The organism is Lonepinella koalarum (assembly GCF_004565475.1).
Lineage (GTDB): Bacteria > Pseudomonadota > Gammaproteobacteria > Enterobacterales > Pasteurellaceae > Lonepinella > Lonepinella koalarum.
In genome coordinates this window covers 16948-34285 of sequence record NZ_SRHX01000006.1, presented here as the reverse complement: position 1 = coordinate 34285, position 17338 = coordinate 16948, and the positions used below count along the sequence as shown (strand labels likewise).

General features: G+C 36.8%; 13 protein-coding genes. 7 read left to right on the top strand and 6 right to left on the bottom strand.

The features are described 5' to 3' along the window. Positions 1–16: 16 nt before the first annotated feature. The 4 genes from uspE to ftnA (E0709_RS08255) all read right to left on the bottom strand — a co-directional run bounded on the left by uspE (position 17) and on the right by ftnA (E0709_RS08255) (position 3093). Positions 17–946, bottom strand: a complete 930-nt coding sequence (uspE, locus tag E0709_RS08270; protein WP_132302553.1) for a universal stress protein UspE — start codon at positions 944–946, stop codon at positions 17–19. 136 nt (positions 947–1082) lie between these two features. Beyond that, a complete protein-coding gene (locus E0709_RS08265) occupies positions 1083–1853 on the bottom strand; it encodes a fumarate/nitrate reduction transcriptional regulator Fnr (RefSeq protein WP_132302517.1) in 771 nt (256 codons plus the stop codon). Between the two features lie 242 nt (positions 1854–2095). Then, entirely contained in the window at positions 2096–2593 is a 498-nt protein-coding gene (gene ftnA / locus E0709_RS08260) for a non-heme ferritin (RefSeq protein ID WP_132302518.1), read from the bottom strand. Between the two features lie 11 nt (positions 2594–2604). Then, entirely contained in the window at positions 2605–3093 is a 489-nt protein-coding gene (ftnA, locus tag E0709_RS08255) for a non-heme ferritin (RefSeq protein WP_132302519.1), read from the bottom strand. A gap of 360 nt (positions 3094–3453) precedes the next feature. Here ftnA (E0709_RS08255) and rplY point away from each other — a divergent pair, with 360 nt between their 5' ends. Continuing rightward, positions 3454–3741 (top strand): 50S ribosomal protein L25, encoded by a 288-nt coding sequence (gene rplY, locus E0709_RS08250; protein WP_132302520.1) that lies wholly within the window; start codon positions 3454–3456, stop codon positions 3739–3741. A 687-nt stretch (positions 3742–4428) separates the two neighbouring features. Here the strand turns inward: rplY and E0709_RS12580 are convergent. Further along, positions 4429–4593 carry a hypothetical protein gene (locus tag E0709_RS12580; protein WP_424353158.1) on the bottom strand — a complete coding sequence of 55 codons (165 nt, stop codon included), beginning with the start codon at positions 4591–4593 and terminating at the stop codon, positions 4429–4431. A 150-nt stretch (positions 4594–4743) separates the two neighbouring features. Further along, positions 4744–5601 carry a fructosamine kinase family protein gene (locus E0709_RS08240; RefSeq protein ID WP_132302521.1) on the bottom strand — a complete coding sequence of 286 codons (858 nt, stop codon included), beginning with the start codon at positions 5599–5601 and terminating at the stop codon, positions 4744–4746. A gap of 240 nt (positions 5602–5841) precedes the next feature. On the opposite strand from E0709_RS08240, the gene thrS reads away from it, so the two are divergent. From thrS to E0709_RS08210, 6 genes are all read left to right on the top strand, one after another. Continuing rightward, on the top strand, positions 5842–7773 hold the full coding sequence (thrS, locus tag E0709_RS08235) for a threonine--tRNA ligase (protein WP_132302522.1): 1932 nt from the start codon (positions 5842–5844) through the stop codon (positions 7771–7773). Positions 7774–7961: 188 nt separating this feature from the next. Further along, on the top strand, positions 7962–9080 hold the full coding sequence (metX, locus tag E0709_RS08230) for a homoserine O-acetyltransferase MetX (protein WP_132302523.1): 1119 nt from the start codon (positions 7962–7964) through the stop codon (positions 9078–9080). A 41-nt stretch (positions 9081–9121) separates the two neighbouring features. Beyond that, on the top strand, positions 9122–12829 hold the full coding sequence (gene recB / locus E0709_RS08225; protein ID WP_132302524.1) for an exodeoxyribonuclease V subunit beta: 3708 nt from the start codon (positions 9122–9124) through the stop codon (positions 12827–12829). Continuing rightward, positions 12822–14816, top strand: a complete 1995-nt coding sequence (recD, locus tag E0709_RS08220) for an exodeoxyribonuclease V subunit alpha (RefSeq protein ID WP_132302525.1) — start codon at positions 12822–12824, stop codon at positions 14814–14816. Before recB ends, recD begins: the two co-directional genes overlap by 8 nt. Positions 14817–14921: 105 nt before the next feature. Next, positions 14922–15650 (top strand): dethiobiotin synthase, encoded by a 729-nt coding sequence (bioD, locus tag E0709_RS08215; protein ID WP_132302526.1) that lies wholly within the window; start codon positions 14922–14924, stop codon positions 15648–15650. 177 nt (positions 15651–15827) lie between these two features. Further along, positions 15828–17255, top strand: coding sequence for a peptide MFS transporter (locus E0709_RS08210; RefSeq protein ID WP_132302527.1), 1428 nt, complete (start codon positions 15828–15830; stop codon positions 17253–17255). Positions 17256–17338 lie beyond the last annotated feature (83 nt).

Below are 17338 nucleotides of genomic sequence, written 5' to 3'. Positions count from 1 at the left end.
CGTGCAAGTCATTAGGTTAAGCTTTTTTCGTCGGCTTAATAGCCAGTAAATTACATTTTAATTTACTGATCACATGTTCTGCCGTGTTACCAAGGAGAGCTGCGGAAAGTCCTGTACGTCCTACGGTACCTAAAATGACGAGTTCAGCTTCAATTTCTTCAGCCACTTGCGGAATAACTTCTTCAGGGAAACCTTCATAAACGTGGGTATGATCTTCTGAAATACCAAAACGTTGGCGTAATGCTTTCATATTAATTAAATATTGACCACGTACACCATTAATATATTCACTGGAATGAAATTCTGGTAAATCAATCGCCATATTCATTGGAGTTGGCGGGTATGCACTGACTAAATGTACATTACCACGTCCTAATTGATCGGCTAAATCCATGCTGAGCGATACCAATTCTTGATTGAAAATATCATGGTATTCTTTATCTCCCGAAGATACATTTACCGCCACTAAAATACGGCGTTGATGCTTCCAGTCACCATCGCGCACCATTAATAATGGCGTCGGGCATTTACGTAATAATTGCCAGTCCATTGGGGTGATAAATAAAGAAGTTAAACTTTCTTCTTCTTTGGTATATTTAATGACTAAATCATAGTGGTTGTTTTCAATTTCTGCCACAATAGCTTCTGATTCATTACTTGACCAGACTACACGTGAATGAAAGATAATCATCGGATCTGTATATTTATCTAAATAGGGTTGTACGTCTTTTTGGCGTTGTTCAACTACCGTACGGTGCATTTCTTCACGTTCTTCGGAAGAAAGCAGCGCTGACATCTCATAGGAGAGATCATAGACAGGTAGGAAAACAGTAATATTAACAGGAAATTCGCTTTTCTGTTCTTTAACTAAACGAACGGCGCGAGCTAAGCTGTATTGTTTTTCATTTTCTGGGTTAAGAATAACGAGAATATTGTTGAATTTCATCATAACCTCCGTTTTTACAGTTTGATTTTATTCATCTCCGAATATAAATAGCATAGTGCGGATTATATTAAATAACAAGCGAGACGAGTTAAAAATGTGATCTAGGCAACAAAATTTTATATAATTTACAAATTTTCTACTCAAAGGCAATCTTGGTACGGTGAATTCCCGCAATTTCGGTTAATTCAGGTAAACTATTAATCGTGATATATTTACCTTGTACCGCTAAAATCCCCAGTTTTTGGAAACGACCAAGTAAACGGCTAATGGTTTCCACTGTTAAACCGAGATAATTGCCAATATCGCCACGCGTCATGGTTAAACGGAATTCTCTAGGTGAAAAACCACGAGCAGAATAACGTTTGGATAAATTATAAATAAAAGCAGCTAAACGTTCTTCCGCATTCATTTTAGATAATAACAAAATCATTTCTTGATCGCTTTTAATTTCACTACTCATTAAACGCATAATCTGTTGGCGTAATTTCGGCATTTTACCAGAAAGATCATTAAGTACATCAAAGGGAATTTCACATACCATTGCCGTTTCTAATGCTTGAGCAAAACTTGGGTGACGCATATTCATAATGGCATCAAATCCCACTAAATCACCGGGCAAGTGGAATGATGTAATTTGTTCTTCGCCGGCTTCGTTAATGGTATAAGATTTGATGGTACCAGAACGGATAGCATACAATGACACCAGTTCATCCCCAGCTTTAAATAATAATTGAGATTTTTGGATAGGTTTTTTACGCTCAATAATATTATCAAGTTGATCTAACTCGTGAGCATTAAGGGTAAAAGGTATGCATAATTGACTAATACTGCAATCTTGACAATGAATAGCACAACCGCCAGATTGAATACGGCGACCCATACGTGGTTCTGATGATAAAATACTCATTCTGCCTCGAATTTTGTGATAAAATTGATCTAACTCAAAAATAATAGCATTAAAATATAAAATTAAGAAGAAAAATTATGCCGGCAGAAAAATTAACCAAAAAACGTCTTATCCAGATCATTATTATGTTTGTGATTTTGCTTGTCGCTTTTGGCTATAAAACCTATCAATATTATCAATAACTACAAGCGTTAAAAAAGCTGATAACCTTAGGTCATCAGCTTATAGTATCGTTTTAACGTCTAATTTGCACTAGATAATGCGGCAAGATCTTTATCAATTAAGAAGATAGATTTACCGTCTTCACCTAAAATATTGAATTTATCTAAGATGCTACCAAATAATTTTTCTTCTTCGTGCTGTTCTGCTACATACCATTGTAAGAAATTAAACGCAGAGTAGTCTTTTGCTTCAAATGTTGCTCCAACTAATTCATTGATTTTGCTGGTAATCAATTTTTCATGGGCAAAGGTTAATTCGATTACTTCACGCAATGATTTATATTCATGCGTCACTTCTTCAATATCAGAAATTTGAGCACCTGCTCCCGTTTCATTTAGGTAAGTGAAAAGTTTACGCATATGTTCCATTTCTTCAGACGCATGTCCACGTAAGAATTTCGCTGCACCCACATAACCTTTTTGATCGCACCATGCACTCATTTGCAAATAAAGATTGGAAGAATAAAATTCCAAATTCATTTGAGCATTCAATAATTCAATAATTTGTTTAGCTAACATTGTTTTTCCTTTTATTCTAGAGTTAATAATTCTTTATCAATTAAATAGATTGCTTTGCCATCATTGCCTAAAATATCAAATTTATCAATTACACCACCAAACAGCGTTTCTTCTTCATGTTGTTCTGCCACATACCATTGCAAGAAGTTGAAAGTAGAGTAGTCTTTGTTGGCAAAAGTGACTTCCACTAATTCATTGATTTTTGCTGTCACATGTTTTTCGTGTTCAAAAGCCACTTCTAACACTTCACGTAATGTAGCATATTCAGTACGTGGCGCTTCAATTTTACCTAACAGAGGTAATCCACCTGTTTCGCTGACATAGTCGAATAATTTTTGCATATGTTCCATTTCTTCATCGGCATGGCGTAAGAAAAATGCAGCAGCACCTTCATAACCTTTATTTGAACACCATGCACTCATTTGTAAATAAGTATTAGATGAAAAGAATTCTAAATTGATTTGTTCATTCAATTTAGTTGTAATAGCTTGGTTTAACATTTTTCGTTTTCCTTGTAAAAAATTAAAATAGAAGATATCAATTGTTGTTATTATAACCACCCAAATGAGAATTGCAACATTTATTTTTGTATAAGTCATTAATTTAAAAAGAAAAAACAATGGCAACTATTATCATTTAGAATAACTTAACAATTTTTTCACATAGATAAATTTGTAAATAATTCGCATTTTTTACCGTGGTTTTATTTTTGACTAAAAAGAAAACCACCAGAACATTTGATTTTTGTAGGAAATTCATTATAATACGCCCTCTCAAAATACATTTTGAGCGAATTATGGGGAATCGTTGGGTCGCCTACGATTTCTGTCTTTAAACAATTTTATATAGAGAACATTAATATGGCATTTAAATTTAACGCTGAAGTTCGTCAAACGCAAGGTACGGGTGCGAGCCGCCGTCTGCGTCGTAATGGTCAAATCCCTGCTATCGTTTACGGTGGTAGTGAAGCTCCTGTTTCTATCGTATTAAACCACGATGAATTAAACAATGCACAAGTTCACGACAATTTCTATTCTGATGTGATTACATTGGTTATTGATGGAAAAGATGTGGCAGTAAAAGTACAAGCAATGCAACGTCACCCATTCAAACCAAAATTAGCGCATATTGACTTTAAAAGAGTTTAATACTTATTTATCAATGAGTTAAGTATTATTTTATTCCGAAACTAGACTGAATTTATGAGCTAAAAAAGCGAATAAAATCAATAAGGTTAAAAATAGTTTCGGAATAATTTTGTGGCTTAATAAGATCCGGCATAGTAGACAAAATAGTTGTTATTTAGTATTTTATCTCACTGAGTAGCAACTTTTCTTATTCAAAAAATCTTGTATAAACAATATGTTATTCTTTGTTTTTAGACCGCTAATGTACAGCTAATTTCTTTTTTAATTCTTTAAATAGTCCTTCAAGCCAATTTGTTGTTTTTTCAATCTTTAGTTCAGGATATTTTTCAAAAGTAAATAGTGCGTTTTCATTCCGTTTTGAGCTGAAATAGACACTTTTGAGTTGTTTGTGTTTGAACAGTTTTCTATCGTTTTGTTCCGCTTTCTCTGAACGCTCTAGTAAGTAATTTTTGTGTTTCCGGTACCATTCATTTAGATTACGATAAAACGCATTAGTTTGTTAATCGCAATTTTGTAATAAACCATTTTTTTTGTTTTTACAATTTGATGATATAACACCGTATCGGTGAGAGAGTTCATAAAGACCATCACCCCCAATTTATGTCTAAAGAATGTCACATCCATGATGAGATTGATAGGGATGAATTCAGGCTCAGTAAACACCGATTTAGGCGCTTTTTTGATGTGTCACTGAATGGTTCGTATCGAACATCGGTAAGTTCTTGATAACTCTGTTAACGTTTGTTTTTTAGCAGAATAATCATGCCAAATTTGAGCAGAATTTAGGGGCGAATTATTGCTAAATAATTTACCGCAAGAGGTGCATTTGAAACGTTGGAGCTTATTTCTGATCCCATATTTTTTCGTGGTATTTTTTTAAGCAAAATGGGCAATTTTTTTGTTCAGAATTTTGAAATTTTGAAAGTGAGTTAAAGCCTTGTACTATAAGGCTTTAACCCACTACTTAGCAACCATTTTGTCTATTAAGCCGTTTTAGATTTTCTATAAAATCAATTCCAAAAACCGTTTAGTTAATTCCACATAATGTCCTTTAAAGCGATGACTGAAATTAAGCAAATAGTAAAGCTGATAAATCGGTTTGCGTTCAATATAATCCTCAGCCAATGGATAAGTGAGGTGATAATTTTCATAAAATTCATCGGGGAATGGCTCGAATAATTCGGTAAACGCTAGATCACATTCACGGTCACCCCAGTAACAAGCTGGGTCGTAACAATAAATTTTATGATTAAATGAACCGCAGTTTTCAATCCATAGATTACCATGTAATAAAGCTGGGGTTGGTTTATGTTTGGCAAGTCGAGCTGCCACTACGGCAACAATTTCTTCAATATTACCGAAATTGATACCCCGTTCTTTGCAGATTTGTAATTGCCAACCGATACGTTGGTCAGCAAAAAACGTTGCCCAGTTGGTACGCCATTCGTTTGGTTGATAAACAGAACCAAGCCAAGTATCAAAATCTAAACCATAGCCCTCAAGCCCTTTAATTTGGTGTAATTTCGCTAATGCGATACCAAACTCTGCAAATTCTTCAGGGCTAGGCGTTGCTAATTGCAAGGCTTCAAGTAATAAAAAACTATGATTTTGCGAACAACCTACACCGTAAACTTTAGGTAGGTCAATGATATGGGTTTTGCTTAATAATTCAATTTGATCGGCTTCAGCTCGAAACATAGAACGATAGGTTTTGTCGTTAGTTTTGACAAAAACAGGTTGTATGCCATCATCAATTAACCAAGATTCGTGCATTTCACCGGTATGCACTTTATCTTTTTCTTTGATTGAATAATACGCACCAAATTGATCCGCTAATACTTGAGAAACTGATTTCCACATAGCTACCCCTTAAATTACACTGAGATTAGTTTAATCATAAACTTATTTTCATGAATAATCTGTGACGAATATCAAATTTTTAAAAAATTATGCTAAAATATACCGCACTTTTTGCTAGATAACGTGTTTGTAGAACGTCGCTATAGCACAAAGTGAGGGGCAAAATGCCCATTTTTTATTTTTAACTTAAACTCAACAAGTTGCCTTTCGTATGGGCGACCACTGTAACAAGGATAGAAAATGCCTATTATTACTTTACCAGACGGTTCACAACGTCAATTTGATCACCCTGTTTCTGTATTGGAAGTAGCACAAAATATTGGCGCAGGTCTTGCCAAAGCTACTATTGCAGGGCGGGTCAACGGCGAGCGGAAAGACGCTTGCGATATTATCTCGGAAGATGCCAAATTAGAAATTATTACTGCCAAAGACGAAGACGGTTTGGAAATTATCCGCCATTCAACAGCTCACTTATTGGGACATGCAATTAAACAATTATTCCCCGATGTGAAAATGGCGATCGGTCCAACCATTGAAAACGGCTTTTACTATGATGTGGATTTAGATCGTTCATTAACACAAGACGATATTGATGCGTTGGAAAAACGCATGCTTGAATTGGCGAAAACCAATTATGATGTGGTGAAAAAGCCAGTCAGTTGGCAACAAGCCCATGATACCTTTGAGCAACGTGGTGAGCCGTATAAAATGGCGATTCTCGATGAAAACATTGAACACACCGCAATGCCAGCCTTATATCATCACCAAGAATATATTGATATGTGCCGTGGACCGCACGTGCCGAATATGCGTTTTTGCCAACATTTTAAATTAATGAAAGTAGCAGGCGCATACTGGCGTGGCGATAGCAAAAATAAAATGTTGCAACGGATTTACGGTACCGCATGGGCGGACAAAAAACAATTAAATGAATATTTAACTCGCCTTGAAGAAGCGGCAAAACGCGACCATCGTAAAATCGGCAAAGCCTTAGATTTATATCACATGCAAGAAGAAGCTCCGGGAATGGTGTTCTGGCATAATGACGGCTGGACCATTTTCCGTGAATTGGAAACCTTTGTTCGCACCAAACTCAAACAGTATGATTACCAAGAAGTAAAAGGTCCGTTTATGATGGACAGAGTGCTTTGGGAACGTACAGGTCACTGGCAAAACTACGGCGATTTAATGTTCACCACTCAATCAGAAAACCGTGAATATGCCATTAAACCGATGAACTGCCCGGGTCACGTGCAAATTTTTAATCAAGGCTTGAAATCGTACCGTGATTTGCCAATTCGTATGGCAGAATTTGGTTCATGTCATCGTAATGAGCCATCAGGTTCGTTACACGGCTTAATGCGTGTGCGTGGTTTTACCCAAGATGATGCGCATATTTTCTGTACCGAACAACAAATTGAAAGCGAAGTAACCAGCTGTATTAAAATGGTTTACGACATTTACAGCACCTTTGGCTTTGTGAATATTGCAGTGAAACTTTCTACCCGTCCTGACAGCCGTATTGGTTCTGATGAAATGTGGGATCGTGCCGAAGAAGGGTTAGCCAATGCGTTACGTCACAATGGTCTTGAATACGAAATCCAAGAAGGCGAGGGAGCATTCTACGGGCCGAAAATCGAATTTGCTTTGCGTGACTGCTTAGGTCGTGAATGGCAATGCGGCACAATTCAATTAGACTTCGCCTTACCAGGTCGCTTAAATGCGTCTTATGTGGCAGAAGATAACGATCGCCGTACCCCTGTGATGATCCACCGTGCGATCTTAGGTTCAATCGAACGCTTTATCGGCATTATCACCGAAGAATACGCCGGTTTCTTCCCTGCATGGTTAGCCCCTGTGCAAGCGGTAGTGATGAACATCACTGACAGCCAAGCGGATTATGTTCAAGCCGTGACGAAAAAACTTTCGGATGCAGGTTTGCGTGTAAAATCTGATTTACGCAACGAAAAAGTGGGCTTCAAAATCCGTGAACACACCTTACGCCGTGTGCCTTATATGCTGGTTTGTGGCGACAAAGAAATCGCTGAAAATAAAATCGCCGTGCGGACACGCAAAGGGACGGATTTAGGCAGTTATGATGTCGATGAATTTGTGCAGATCTTGAAAGCACAGGTTCGGGGACGGGAATTGAAGTTGCTGGGTGAAGAATAAATCTAGCTTATTGACTTTATTTGATTTATAGGGCGTATTGGGTACGCCCTTATTTTACCTTTGTTTTAAATTACGGTACTCTTTATTTTTAGCCGTCTAAACGTCTAAAATTTCTTGACAATCGATATTATCCTAGGTAGTTTATAGCTCATCGTAAAAATCTTTATCCCCGAACAACAGGATAATCAATGGCAGTACAAAAAATTACCTTATTTGAGCAGGAACCGCTAGATCTTGTGTTTGGTGGGAGACTTGATCATATTGAAGTGGCTTATCAAACTTATGGTGAGTTAAATGCGGATAAGAGTAATGTCGTTTTATTATGTCACGCTTTAACAGGCGATGCCGAACCTTATTCTACAGAACCAAATAGCACAGGCTGGTGGCAGAATTTCATGGGTAAGAGGTTGGCTTTTGATACGGATAAATATTTCTTTATTTGCTCAAATGTGTTGGGCGGTTGTAAAGGCACAACGGGTCCCGCTTCAATAAACCCTCAAACGGGCAAGCCTTACGGTGGTCAGTTTCCAAATGTGATCGTACAAGATTTGGTTCGGGTACAAAAAGCCCTGTTAGATGCTTTACAAATTTCCCATTTACATGCTGTCGTTGGCGGTTCTTTTGGTGGCATGCAAGCCACCCAATGGGCGATTTATTATCCTGATTTTGTGGATAATGTGGTTAATCTTTGTTCTTCTTTAACCTTTAGTGCGGAAGCCATTGGATTTAATCACGTCATGCGTCAAGCGATTCTGAATGATCCCAATTTTAATGCTGGGGACTATTATGACGGCGAACCACCAGCCAAAGGATTAGCTATTGCCCGAATGTTAGGTATGTTGACCTATCGTACGGATATTCAGTTAGCCAAAGCCTTTGGGCGAGCCACCAAAGCAGAGGGGCAATATTGGGGCGATTGGTTTCAGGTGGAAAGTTATTTAACCTATCAAGGTAAAAAATTTCTTGATCGTTTTGATGCCAACAGTTATTTACATTTATTGCGAGCGTTGGATTTATATGATCCAGCGGTAGGTTTTGACAATATTAAGACCGCCTTAGCACGGATTAAGGCTCGTTATACTCTCGTTGCAGTGACCAATGATCAGCTTTTTAAAATTAACGATTTGCGTAAAAGCAAAGTATTATTAGAACAAAGTCAGGTAAATTTACAATATTTTGAATTTGCATCAGATTATGGGCATGATGCGTTTTTAGTGGATTATGATATTTTCGAAAGCAAGATTCGGGCAGGCTTGGAAAATGCCAATACCCCCCCAGCTAGTACAATGATTGAATTTATGATATAACTAGGCTAACAGTAGTTAGCCTTTATTTTTGGAAAAAAACGATGCCAAAAGCTACCGCACTTAATGCCAATTCAACTCCCTTAACCCACACCACGTTAATAGAAGCCTCCGCTGGGACAGGCAAAACCTACACCATGGCGAGCCTGTATATTCGTTTATTACTGCAAGCTGGAGAAAATAATTTTTCTCGTCCCTTATCGGTAGAAGAAATTCTAGTGGTTACTTTTACTGAAGCATCTACTCAAGAACTTAAAGAACGTATTCGTCAGCGGATTCATCTTTGTAAAAAACAACTTGAGCAATATCGGGAAATACAAGATAAAAAGGCATTTGCAGATAATCAACCATTAGCGGAATTAGTGGATTATATTGATGATATTGACTTAGCTATTCAACGTTTGCGTTTAGCGGAACAGAATATGGATATGGCAGCGATTTATACTATTCATAGCTTTTGTCGCCGAGTATTAACTCAATATGCCTTTTATTCAGGGATTCATTTTGAATTGGAATTAGTCAAAGATGAAACGGAATTATTAAAACGCTTTGCCAATGAATTTTGGCGTGAGCATTTTTATTCATTACCTTACGAAAGTACAGATTTTATTCACCGTTGGTTAGGTTCTCCATCAGCGGTTTTAAATCATATTCGTCAATATGTGAGTGGTGATCCGTTAAAAGTCGCAATAAATTCACCGCAGTTACTGGAGCATGATTTAAGTGAATTTTTACAGCAATATGTACAAAATGGACTACAGCAAATTCAGCAATTAAAACAACAATGGCGAGAAAGTGCGGTGGAAATTCGTCAATTAATTGAGAATGAGACTGCTAAGAAATATGCAAAAGGTGAGAAAAAACGCTTAAAACGTACTAGTTTTAAGTCTAATACTGTACCAAATTGGTTAAACCAAATGGAAAGTTGGGCGGATGATGTTTATCAATTAGATTTTCCTGATTGTATCAAATATTTCTCACAACAAAATTTAAATACCGATTATGTGGAAGAAGGGGCGGAGCCGATGACACATGTGGTATTTGAGCAAGTGGATAAGGTTAGAAATATTGATTTCACTTTATACTACCACATTGTTTTATATCATTATATGCAGGCATTAAATCAGAAAATGACTGCTTATAAACTCGATCACGCAGAAAAGAGTTTTGATGATTTATTACGTTTATTGCGTGATGCGTTATATGCCGAACAGGGGAATGAATTGGCTCATCGGATTCGTTCGCAATATCCATTTGCGATGATTGATGAGTTTCAGGACACTGATAATCGCCAATATCAAATTTTTGAGAAGATTTATCAAGCACAACCAAACTGTGGTTTTATTATGATTGGCGATCCGAAACAGGCGATTTATAAATTCCGTGGGGCGGATATTTTTACCTATTTACGAGCCAGCCAACAAGCCAAGCAATCTTTTACCTTAGAAAATAATTATCGTTCTAGCGGAGCATTAATTCAGGCAGTAAATGGCATTTTTAATTTTGCCAGCTCTTTTTTATATGCAGATATTCCTTTCCAATCGGTTAAGGCTGGCAGTAAACAGGCTGAATTTTTGATTGGGGAGAAAAAGCAAGCACCCTTGGTATTTTATTTAGGTGAACAGTTAAATGATAAAAATAAATTGCTCAAAGGCGAAACTCAACAGCTATTTGCTGAAACCTGTGCAAATTCTATTTATCAATGGTTAAAAAGTGTTGGAAAAAACACCGCGGTTTTTGCCAAAGATGAGCAACGTGAAATCGTACAAGATAATGATATTGCGGTGCTGGTGGAAAGTTGGCGAGAAGCTGAGTTAATTCAACAAAGTTTACGTAAACGGGGGATTGCTTCAGTTTATTTGTCGGATAAAAGCAATGTATTTGATAGTGATGAAGCGAAAGAATTAGCCTATATTTTACGAGCTTGTTTAAATCCATTGAATACCAAAGTAATTTTAAATGCCTTGGCAACCAGTTTATTTGCTTTTACTGCGGCAGAAATTAATCAAATTAAACAACAAGATAGTCTGCTTGAACAATGGGTAAGTCGATTTGAAAATTATCAACGCCGTTGGTTGCGTCATGGTGTGTTGGCAATGTTATACCAACTCTTTTTACAAGTGGATGAACATCAGCCTTGTATGTTAGAGCGAATGAAAGCCATGCAAAATGGTGAACGCCGTATTACCAATTTATTACATTTGAGTGAATTATTACAACAAGCCAGCCCAACCCAAGAAAGCGAAGCCAGTTTATTGCGTTGGTTTGAGTTACAGATTCAAAATAAACAGGATCGTGATGATGAGCAACAATTACGGCTAGAAAGTGAAAATCAGTTGGTGAAGATTGTTACCATTCATAAATCCAAAGGGCTGGAATATGGCTTAGTGTGGTTGCCCTTTATTGCGTTTTCTACGCTTAAATCCGATGCCATAAGCACTTATCATGATGAACGAGATAAACAGCAATATTGGGATATTGAGTCACAATATTCTGCGTTAACCGTGCAGGAAAGTATGGCAGAAAAAATGCGATTACTTTATGTGGCACTAACTCGGGCGAAATATCAGGTCAATATCACCTTACCGCTACATTTGCAAGGTGAATGGACGGCTATTGGGTATGCGTTAACACAAGGTAAGATCGGTTTAAATGAAAAAATGCAGAATGTTTATGATAGCCAAACATTATTAACGGCTTTGCAACAAAAATGGGGGCATGAAAGTTTAACCGTTGAGCCTATTTTAAATACGGATATTGTTGTAGAAGATCGGAATAAAGCACAAAACGCTACCGTAGCACCACTAAAAGCATCGGAATTTGAGCAAAACATTGAACGTGATTGGACATTATCGAGCTTTACTGGCTTAATGCAAAATCATCAACAAAATAAACAAAAACCTTGGTGGCAACCGCAAATCCAAATGTTAGATGAAAGTGCGGTAGAAAATAGTCGAGTTTTTGATGCGGCTAAAGATAACGATCAGTTGGCACAAAGTAATATAGCGTTGAAGCAAACTTCATTAGTCGATTGGCAAGATTATCCGACCGCACATTCCCCCGTGGATTTTCCCCATGGTTCTCAAGTCGGAACCTTGTTACATTCGCTGTTGGAAAAAATAACCTTTAATCAGCCAGTCAATCCTGAGCTGATAGCAAAATATTGCCAACAATTAGGTTTAGATGAAAGTTGGCAGCAACCTTTTACGCAATGGATTAATCATATTTTACAGACACCGTTATTAGAAAATGGGCTATACCTAGCTCAATTACCTGCCAAAGATTGCTTAAAAGAAATGCAATTCTATTTTAATTTACACCGCACTTTTGATGTGAATAAGTTTAATAGTTTGTTAAAAGCCTATCATCACTACTGGCAGGAACCTTGGCAATTCGATCAAATTCAGGGTATGTTACGGGGGTTTATTGACTTGGTGTTTCGTTATCAAGGCAAATACTATATTGTGGATTATAAATCGAATTTGCTGGGGAAATCACCGCAAAATTATCAACCAGATGAATTGGTTAAAGCCATGCAAAATGAACATTATGATTTGCAATATTTACTTTATACCTTGGCATTAGATCGTTATTTACGCTTGCGAGATCCTGCGTATAGCTATGAAAGCCATTTTGGTGGAGTGGTTTATACTTTCTTGCGTGGTATGAATGGTGAAATGCAATCAGGGGTATTTTTTGATCGTCCCGAAGCAGAATTGATTGCCAATTTGGAGAACTTATTTAATGCTTAATTTATTATTTTCGCTTTGCCAACAGCAACGGATTAGTCAGGCTGATTTTTATTTTGCAAAATTGATTGCTGATAAACAACAAGGTTTAGGTTATAGCGAACAGCAACAAGTATTGGCGATTTTGGTGGCAGGGCTTTGTCAATATAGTTTATCACAGGGCAATACTTGTTTATTTTTAGATAGAGATTTAGCCAATAATTACTTTGGGTTGCGTTATATCAAAACCGATGATGGCATAGATTACGTAGCGGAAATTAATCAGAAAATAGCTAATTTACCTTTGCATCAATGGGCGAATATGTTGCAAGACCATATTGCTTTTACTCTTAGCCCACAAGAGAAAATTGCCCCCTTGGTATTACAACATAACGCCTTGTATTTTTACCGCACTTGGCAAGATGAATATCGTTTAGCTGATTACATTAAAACTGCGGTGCAAAAACCACAAGATTTTTCGTTACCACAAGTTAAAGCCTGTTTGGCTCGTTATTTTGAGCAAACAACGGCAACAACTAACTGGCAAAAAGTGGCGGTGGCAGTAGCGTTACGGCAATCATTTTGTTTAATTTCAGGTGGACCAGGGACAGGTAAAACCTATACGGTAGCACGGCTGTTGGCAGTATTACAAAAATTACATCAAGGCAAATTAAAAATTGGTTTATCTGCTCCCACAGGCAAAGCCTCCGCTAGATTAAGTGAAAGCATTGAAAAAGAATTAAACAGCGAATCTTTACAGCATTTATTAATTGAAGATGCAATACAGCATAACATGCCAAGCTCGGCACAAACTTTGCATAGCCTATTGGGAGTACGACCGTTTAGCGAAAAAACGGTTTATCACGCCCAAAATCCATTTCCTTATGACGTGTTGATTATTGATGAAGCGTCAATGATTGATTTGAGCCTAATGAATAAAGTACGAGAAGCGTTGGCACCACATTGTAAATTGATTTTATTGGGCGATAAGGATCAGCTCTCTTCCGTTGAAGCGGGCGCTATTTTAGGTGAGTTGGGGCAGTTTATGGGCTTGTATTTTGATCCTAAACGGCAAAAAAATATTGGTTGTTATGATAAAGAATTTACTGAATATTTGACCGCGGTTACAGGGGAAATATTAATCGCCAGTGAAACGAGTTTATCAAGCATCGCGAATTGTTTATGTTATTTGCCAGATAGTCGCCGTTTTGATGAAAATTCAGGCATTGGACAGTTGGCGGCAGCGGTAAATTCTGTACAATATCCTGTGATTGAACAAAGTTGGACGTTGTTTACGCAAGATTTTTCGCAAGGAAAATTACATCTGGTGGAATTTCTACCCCAGCAATTTGCGGATGAAAAAGATTTTAATGCTCATTGTATCAATCAAATTGTACAAAGTGCGGTGCAGAATTATCGAGATTATTTAGTTTATTTACAACAGAATAAAGATGATTTGAATAATGAACATTACCAAATGTTATTTGCTAAGTTTAATGCAGTTCGGTTTTTAACTGCATTACGTCAAGGCGAGTTTGGGGTGGAATCACTTAATCAAATGATAGCCAATGCACTGCAAAAAGCAGGCTTGGTAAATTTCCAACAGCAACGAGATTGGTATCTTGGTAAGCCGATTATGATTACCCAAAATGATCGCAATGTAAATTTAGCCAATGGGGATATTGGCATTTATGTGGGGCATAATTTGGTCTGTTTTGACAGTGTCGATAAACAAGGTAATTATAAATTGGTTTCTCGCCATCGTCTTCCTATGCAATATGAAACGGCTTATGTGATGACCGTGCATAAATCGCAAGGATCGGAATTTAACCATACATTTTTACTGTTACCAACGAAAAATAATCCTGTATTAAGTAAAGAATTAGTTTATACCGCCATTACCAGAGCGAAAGATGAATTTACCTTATTTGCCACAGAACAGATTTGGCAATTGGCGGTACAGAGAAAAAGCAAGCGACAATCGGGATTAAAATTTGTTCTGGATCAATAAATTGCAATAAAACCAATATAAACCACATAAAACTTGCGTTAGCTCAATAATTCTATTTTCGAGATATTTTACAATCGTTGTGTTTTTTCGGAAAAGGATGTGATTATGAGTAGTTTTTTTGTAACAGGTACTGATACCAATGTGGGGAAGACGGTTGCGACACGAGCTATTATGCAAGCGTTGCAAGCATTAGATATTGACGTTGTGGGATATAAGCCGATTGCTTGTACGCAAGATGATGAAATTTCGGTAGGGGATTGTGTCGGATCAAAAAGTGATTATGGTACAGAAGATAATGCTGATGTATTAACCCTAATGCACACGACAAAGCAAGATGTGACTTATCAGGATATTAATAGCTATACTTTCAGTCATACTATGCCGTTATTTACCGATCAGGGAGAGCAGATTCAAATTGATAAAATTAATCAAGATTTAGCACATTTAAATCGAAAATACCAAACTGTGGTAGTGGAAGGTTGTTTTGGATGGTTATCGCCGATTAATAAGCATTTTAGTTTTGCCGATTGGGTGGTTAAGCATCAAATGCCGGTAGTATTAGTGGTGGGAATTAAAGAAGGTTGTATTAATCATACTTTGTTAACCGTACAATCCATACTAAATCTAGGCGCACCGTTAATTGGTTGGATTGCCAATCGTATCAATCCTTGTTTAGGGCATTATGCGGAAATGATTGATACTTTGCGTAATAAAATTGATGCACCATTATTGGGTGAGATTCCTTATATTTATAAACCAGAAACGCAAGATGTGGGGAAATATATGACCAATATTGAGCGATTGACGTATTTAAAAACAGTATTAGTAAAGTAAGAAAGGTTTATTTTGAATTGATGGAACCGATAGTTATATACTGTCGGTTTTTTATTTTTAGCACTAAATAGTAAAATTTTGTGATCAGTCTCTCAATTTTAATATTTTATACTTTGTTAATGAGTTGTTATATTGTAGATTGATGTTCACTAATAGTAGTTATGGAAGGAATACAGTATGCAACAAAAAACTTTCTTTGGACATCCTTATGCATTATCGAGTATTTTTCATATAGAGTTATGGGAGCGTTTTTCATTTTACGGAATGAAAGCGATTTTATTTCTCTATTTATATTATGAATATAGCCAAGGTGGACTTGGTATAGATAAAAATATTGCTGGCGGTATTGTTGGTGCTTACGGTGGTAGTGTTTATCTTTCTTGTTTAGTTGGCGGTTGGGTAGCTGATCGTGTGTTGGGTGCGGAACGTACGTTATTTTATTCCGGCATTGTGGTGATGTGTGGACATATTATTCTTGCACTTGTACCGGGCTTAGAAGGCTTGATCTTAGGGATGATTTGTATTGCTTTAGGCAGTGGTGGCGTGAAAACGACCGCCAGTGCAACCTTGGGAACCCTATATGAAACCGATGATACTCGCCATATGCGTGATGCAGGCTTTTCTATTTTTTATATTGCAATTAATATTGGGGCATTATTAGGTCCGTTATTAAGCGGTATTTTGCAACATTCTTATGGTTTCCATTATGGTTTTGGTGCTGCTGCGGTTGGAATGGCATTTGGTTTATGGATGTATTCGCGTGGACGTAAAAACTTACCACCAAGTCCAGTACCGAATCCATTAAATAAAAAAGAACAAAAACAAGCGAGTTTTTCTTGGTTGGCACTTATCGCTATTGTGATGGTGACTATTTTTTCAGGATTTCTTACCTTACAAAATTTTCCAAGAATTTTATTAGTTTGTGTAATTTGTTTGACCATTGGCTATTTTGCTCGATTATTGATGAGTCATCAGGTTGAAAACAAAGGAAATATTGTGGCATTTATTCCGTTATTTATTACTATCAGTATTTTCTGGTCACTATGGGCGCAATTTGATACAGCAATGATTTTGTATTTTGAACAAACGATTGATCGTCATTTTTTCAATTTTGAAGTACCGGTTGCTTGGTTGGGTTCATTACAAAGTTTATGGGTAATTTTGATTGCTGGATTATTAGCCACCCTTTGGACAAAAATGGGTGATAAGCAGCCAAAAACACCACTTAAATTTGCTATTTCTATGTTGGCATTAGGTGTCACTTATTTTGCATTTTCCTTAATGGTATCGGCTCAAGGTTCAAGTTTCTTATTGTTCTTTTTCTTTATTTTACTGATTACTATCAGTGAATTATTATTAAGTCCAGTATCCTTGTCGTTAGCCACCAAAATTGCCCCTAAAAATTTCCAAGCATCTATGGTGGCATTGACTTTCTTATCCTATTCTCTCGGTTTTACCCTGAGCGGGGTTATCTTTAAAAATGGCTTTGATGAAAATGATCCAACCAGTTTCTATGAAATGATCAGTAGTATTGGCTTAGCAACGGGGATTTTACTGTTGTTAGTGGTACCTGTATTGAATCGTTTATTAAAAGGTAAAGATTAGTTCTTATTCGTCAATTATGGCAAAAGAGAACAAAATTGTTCTCTTTTTTATTTGTGCAAAACAAAAATCATTAATTTCATTAA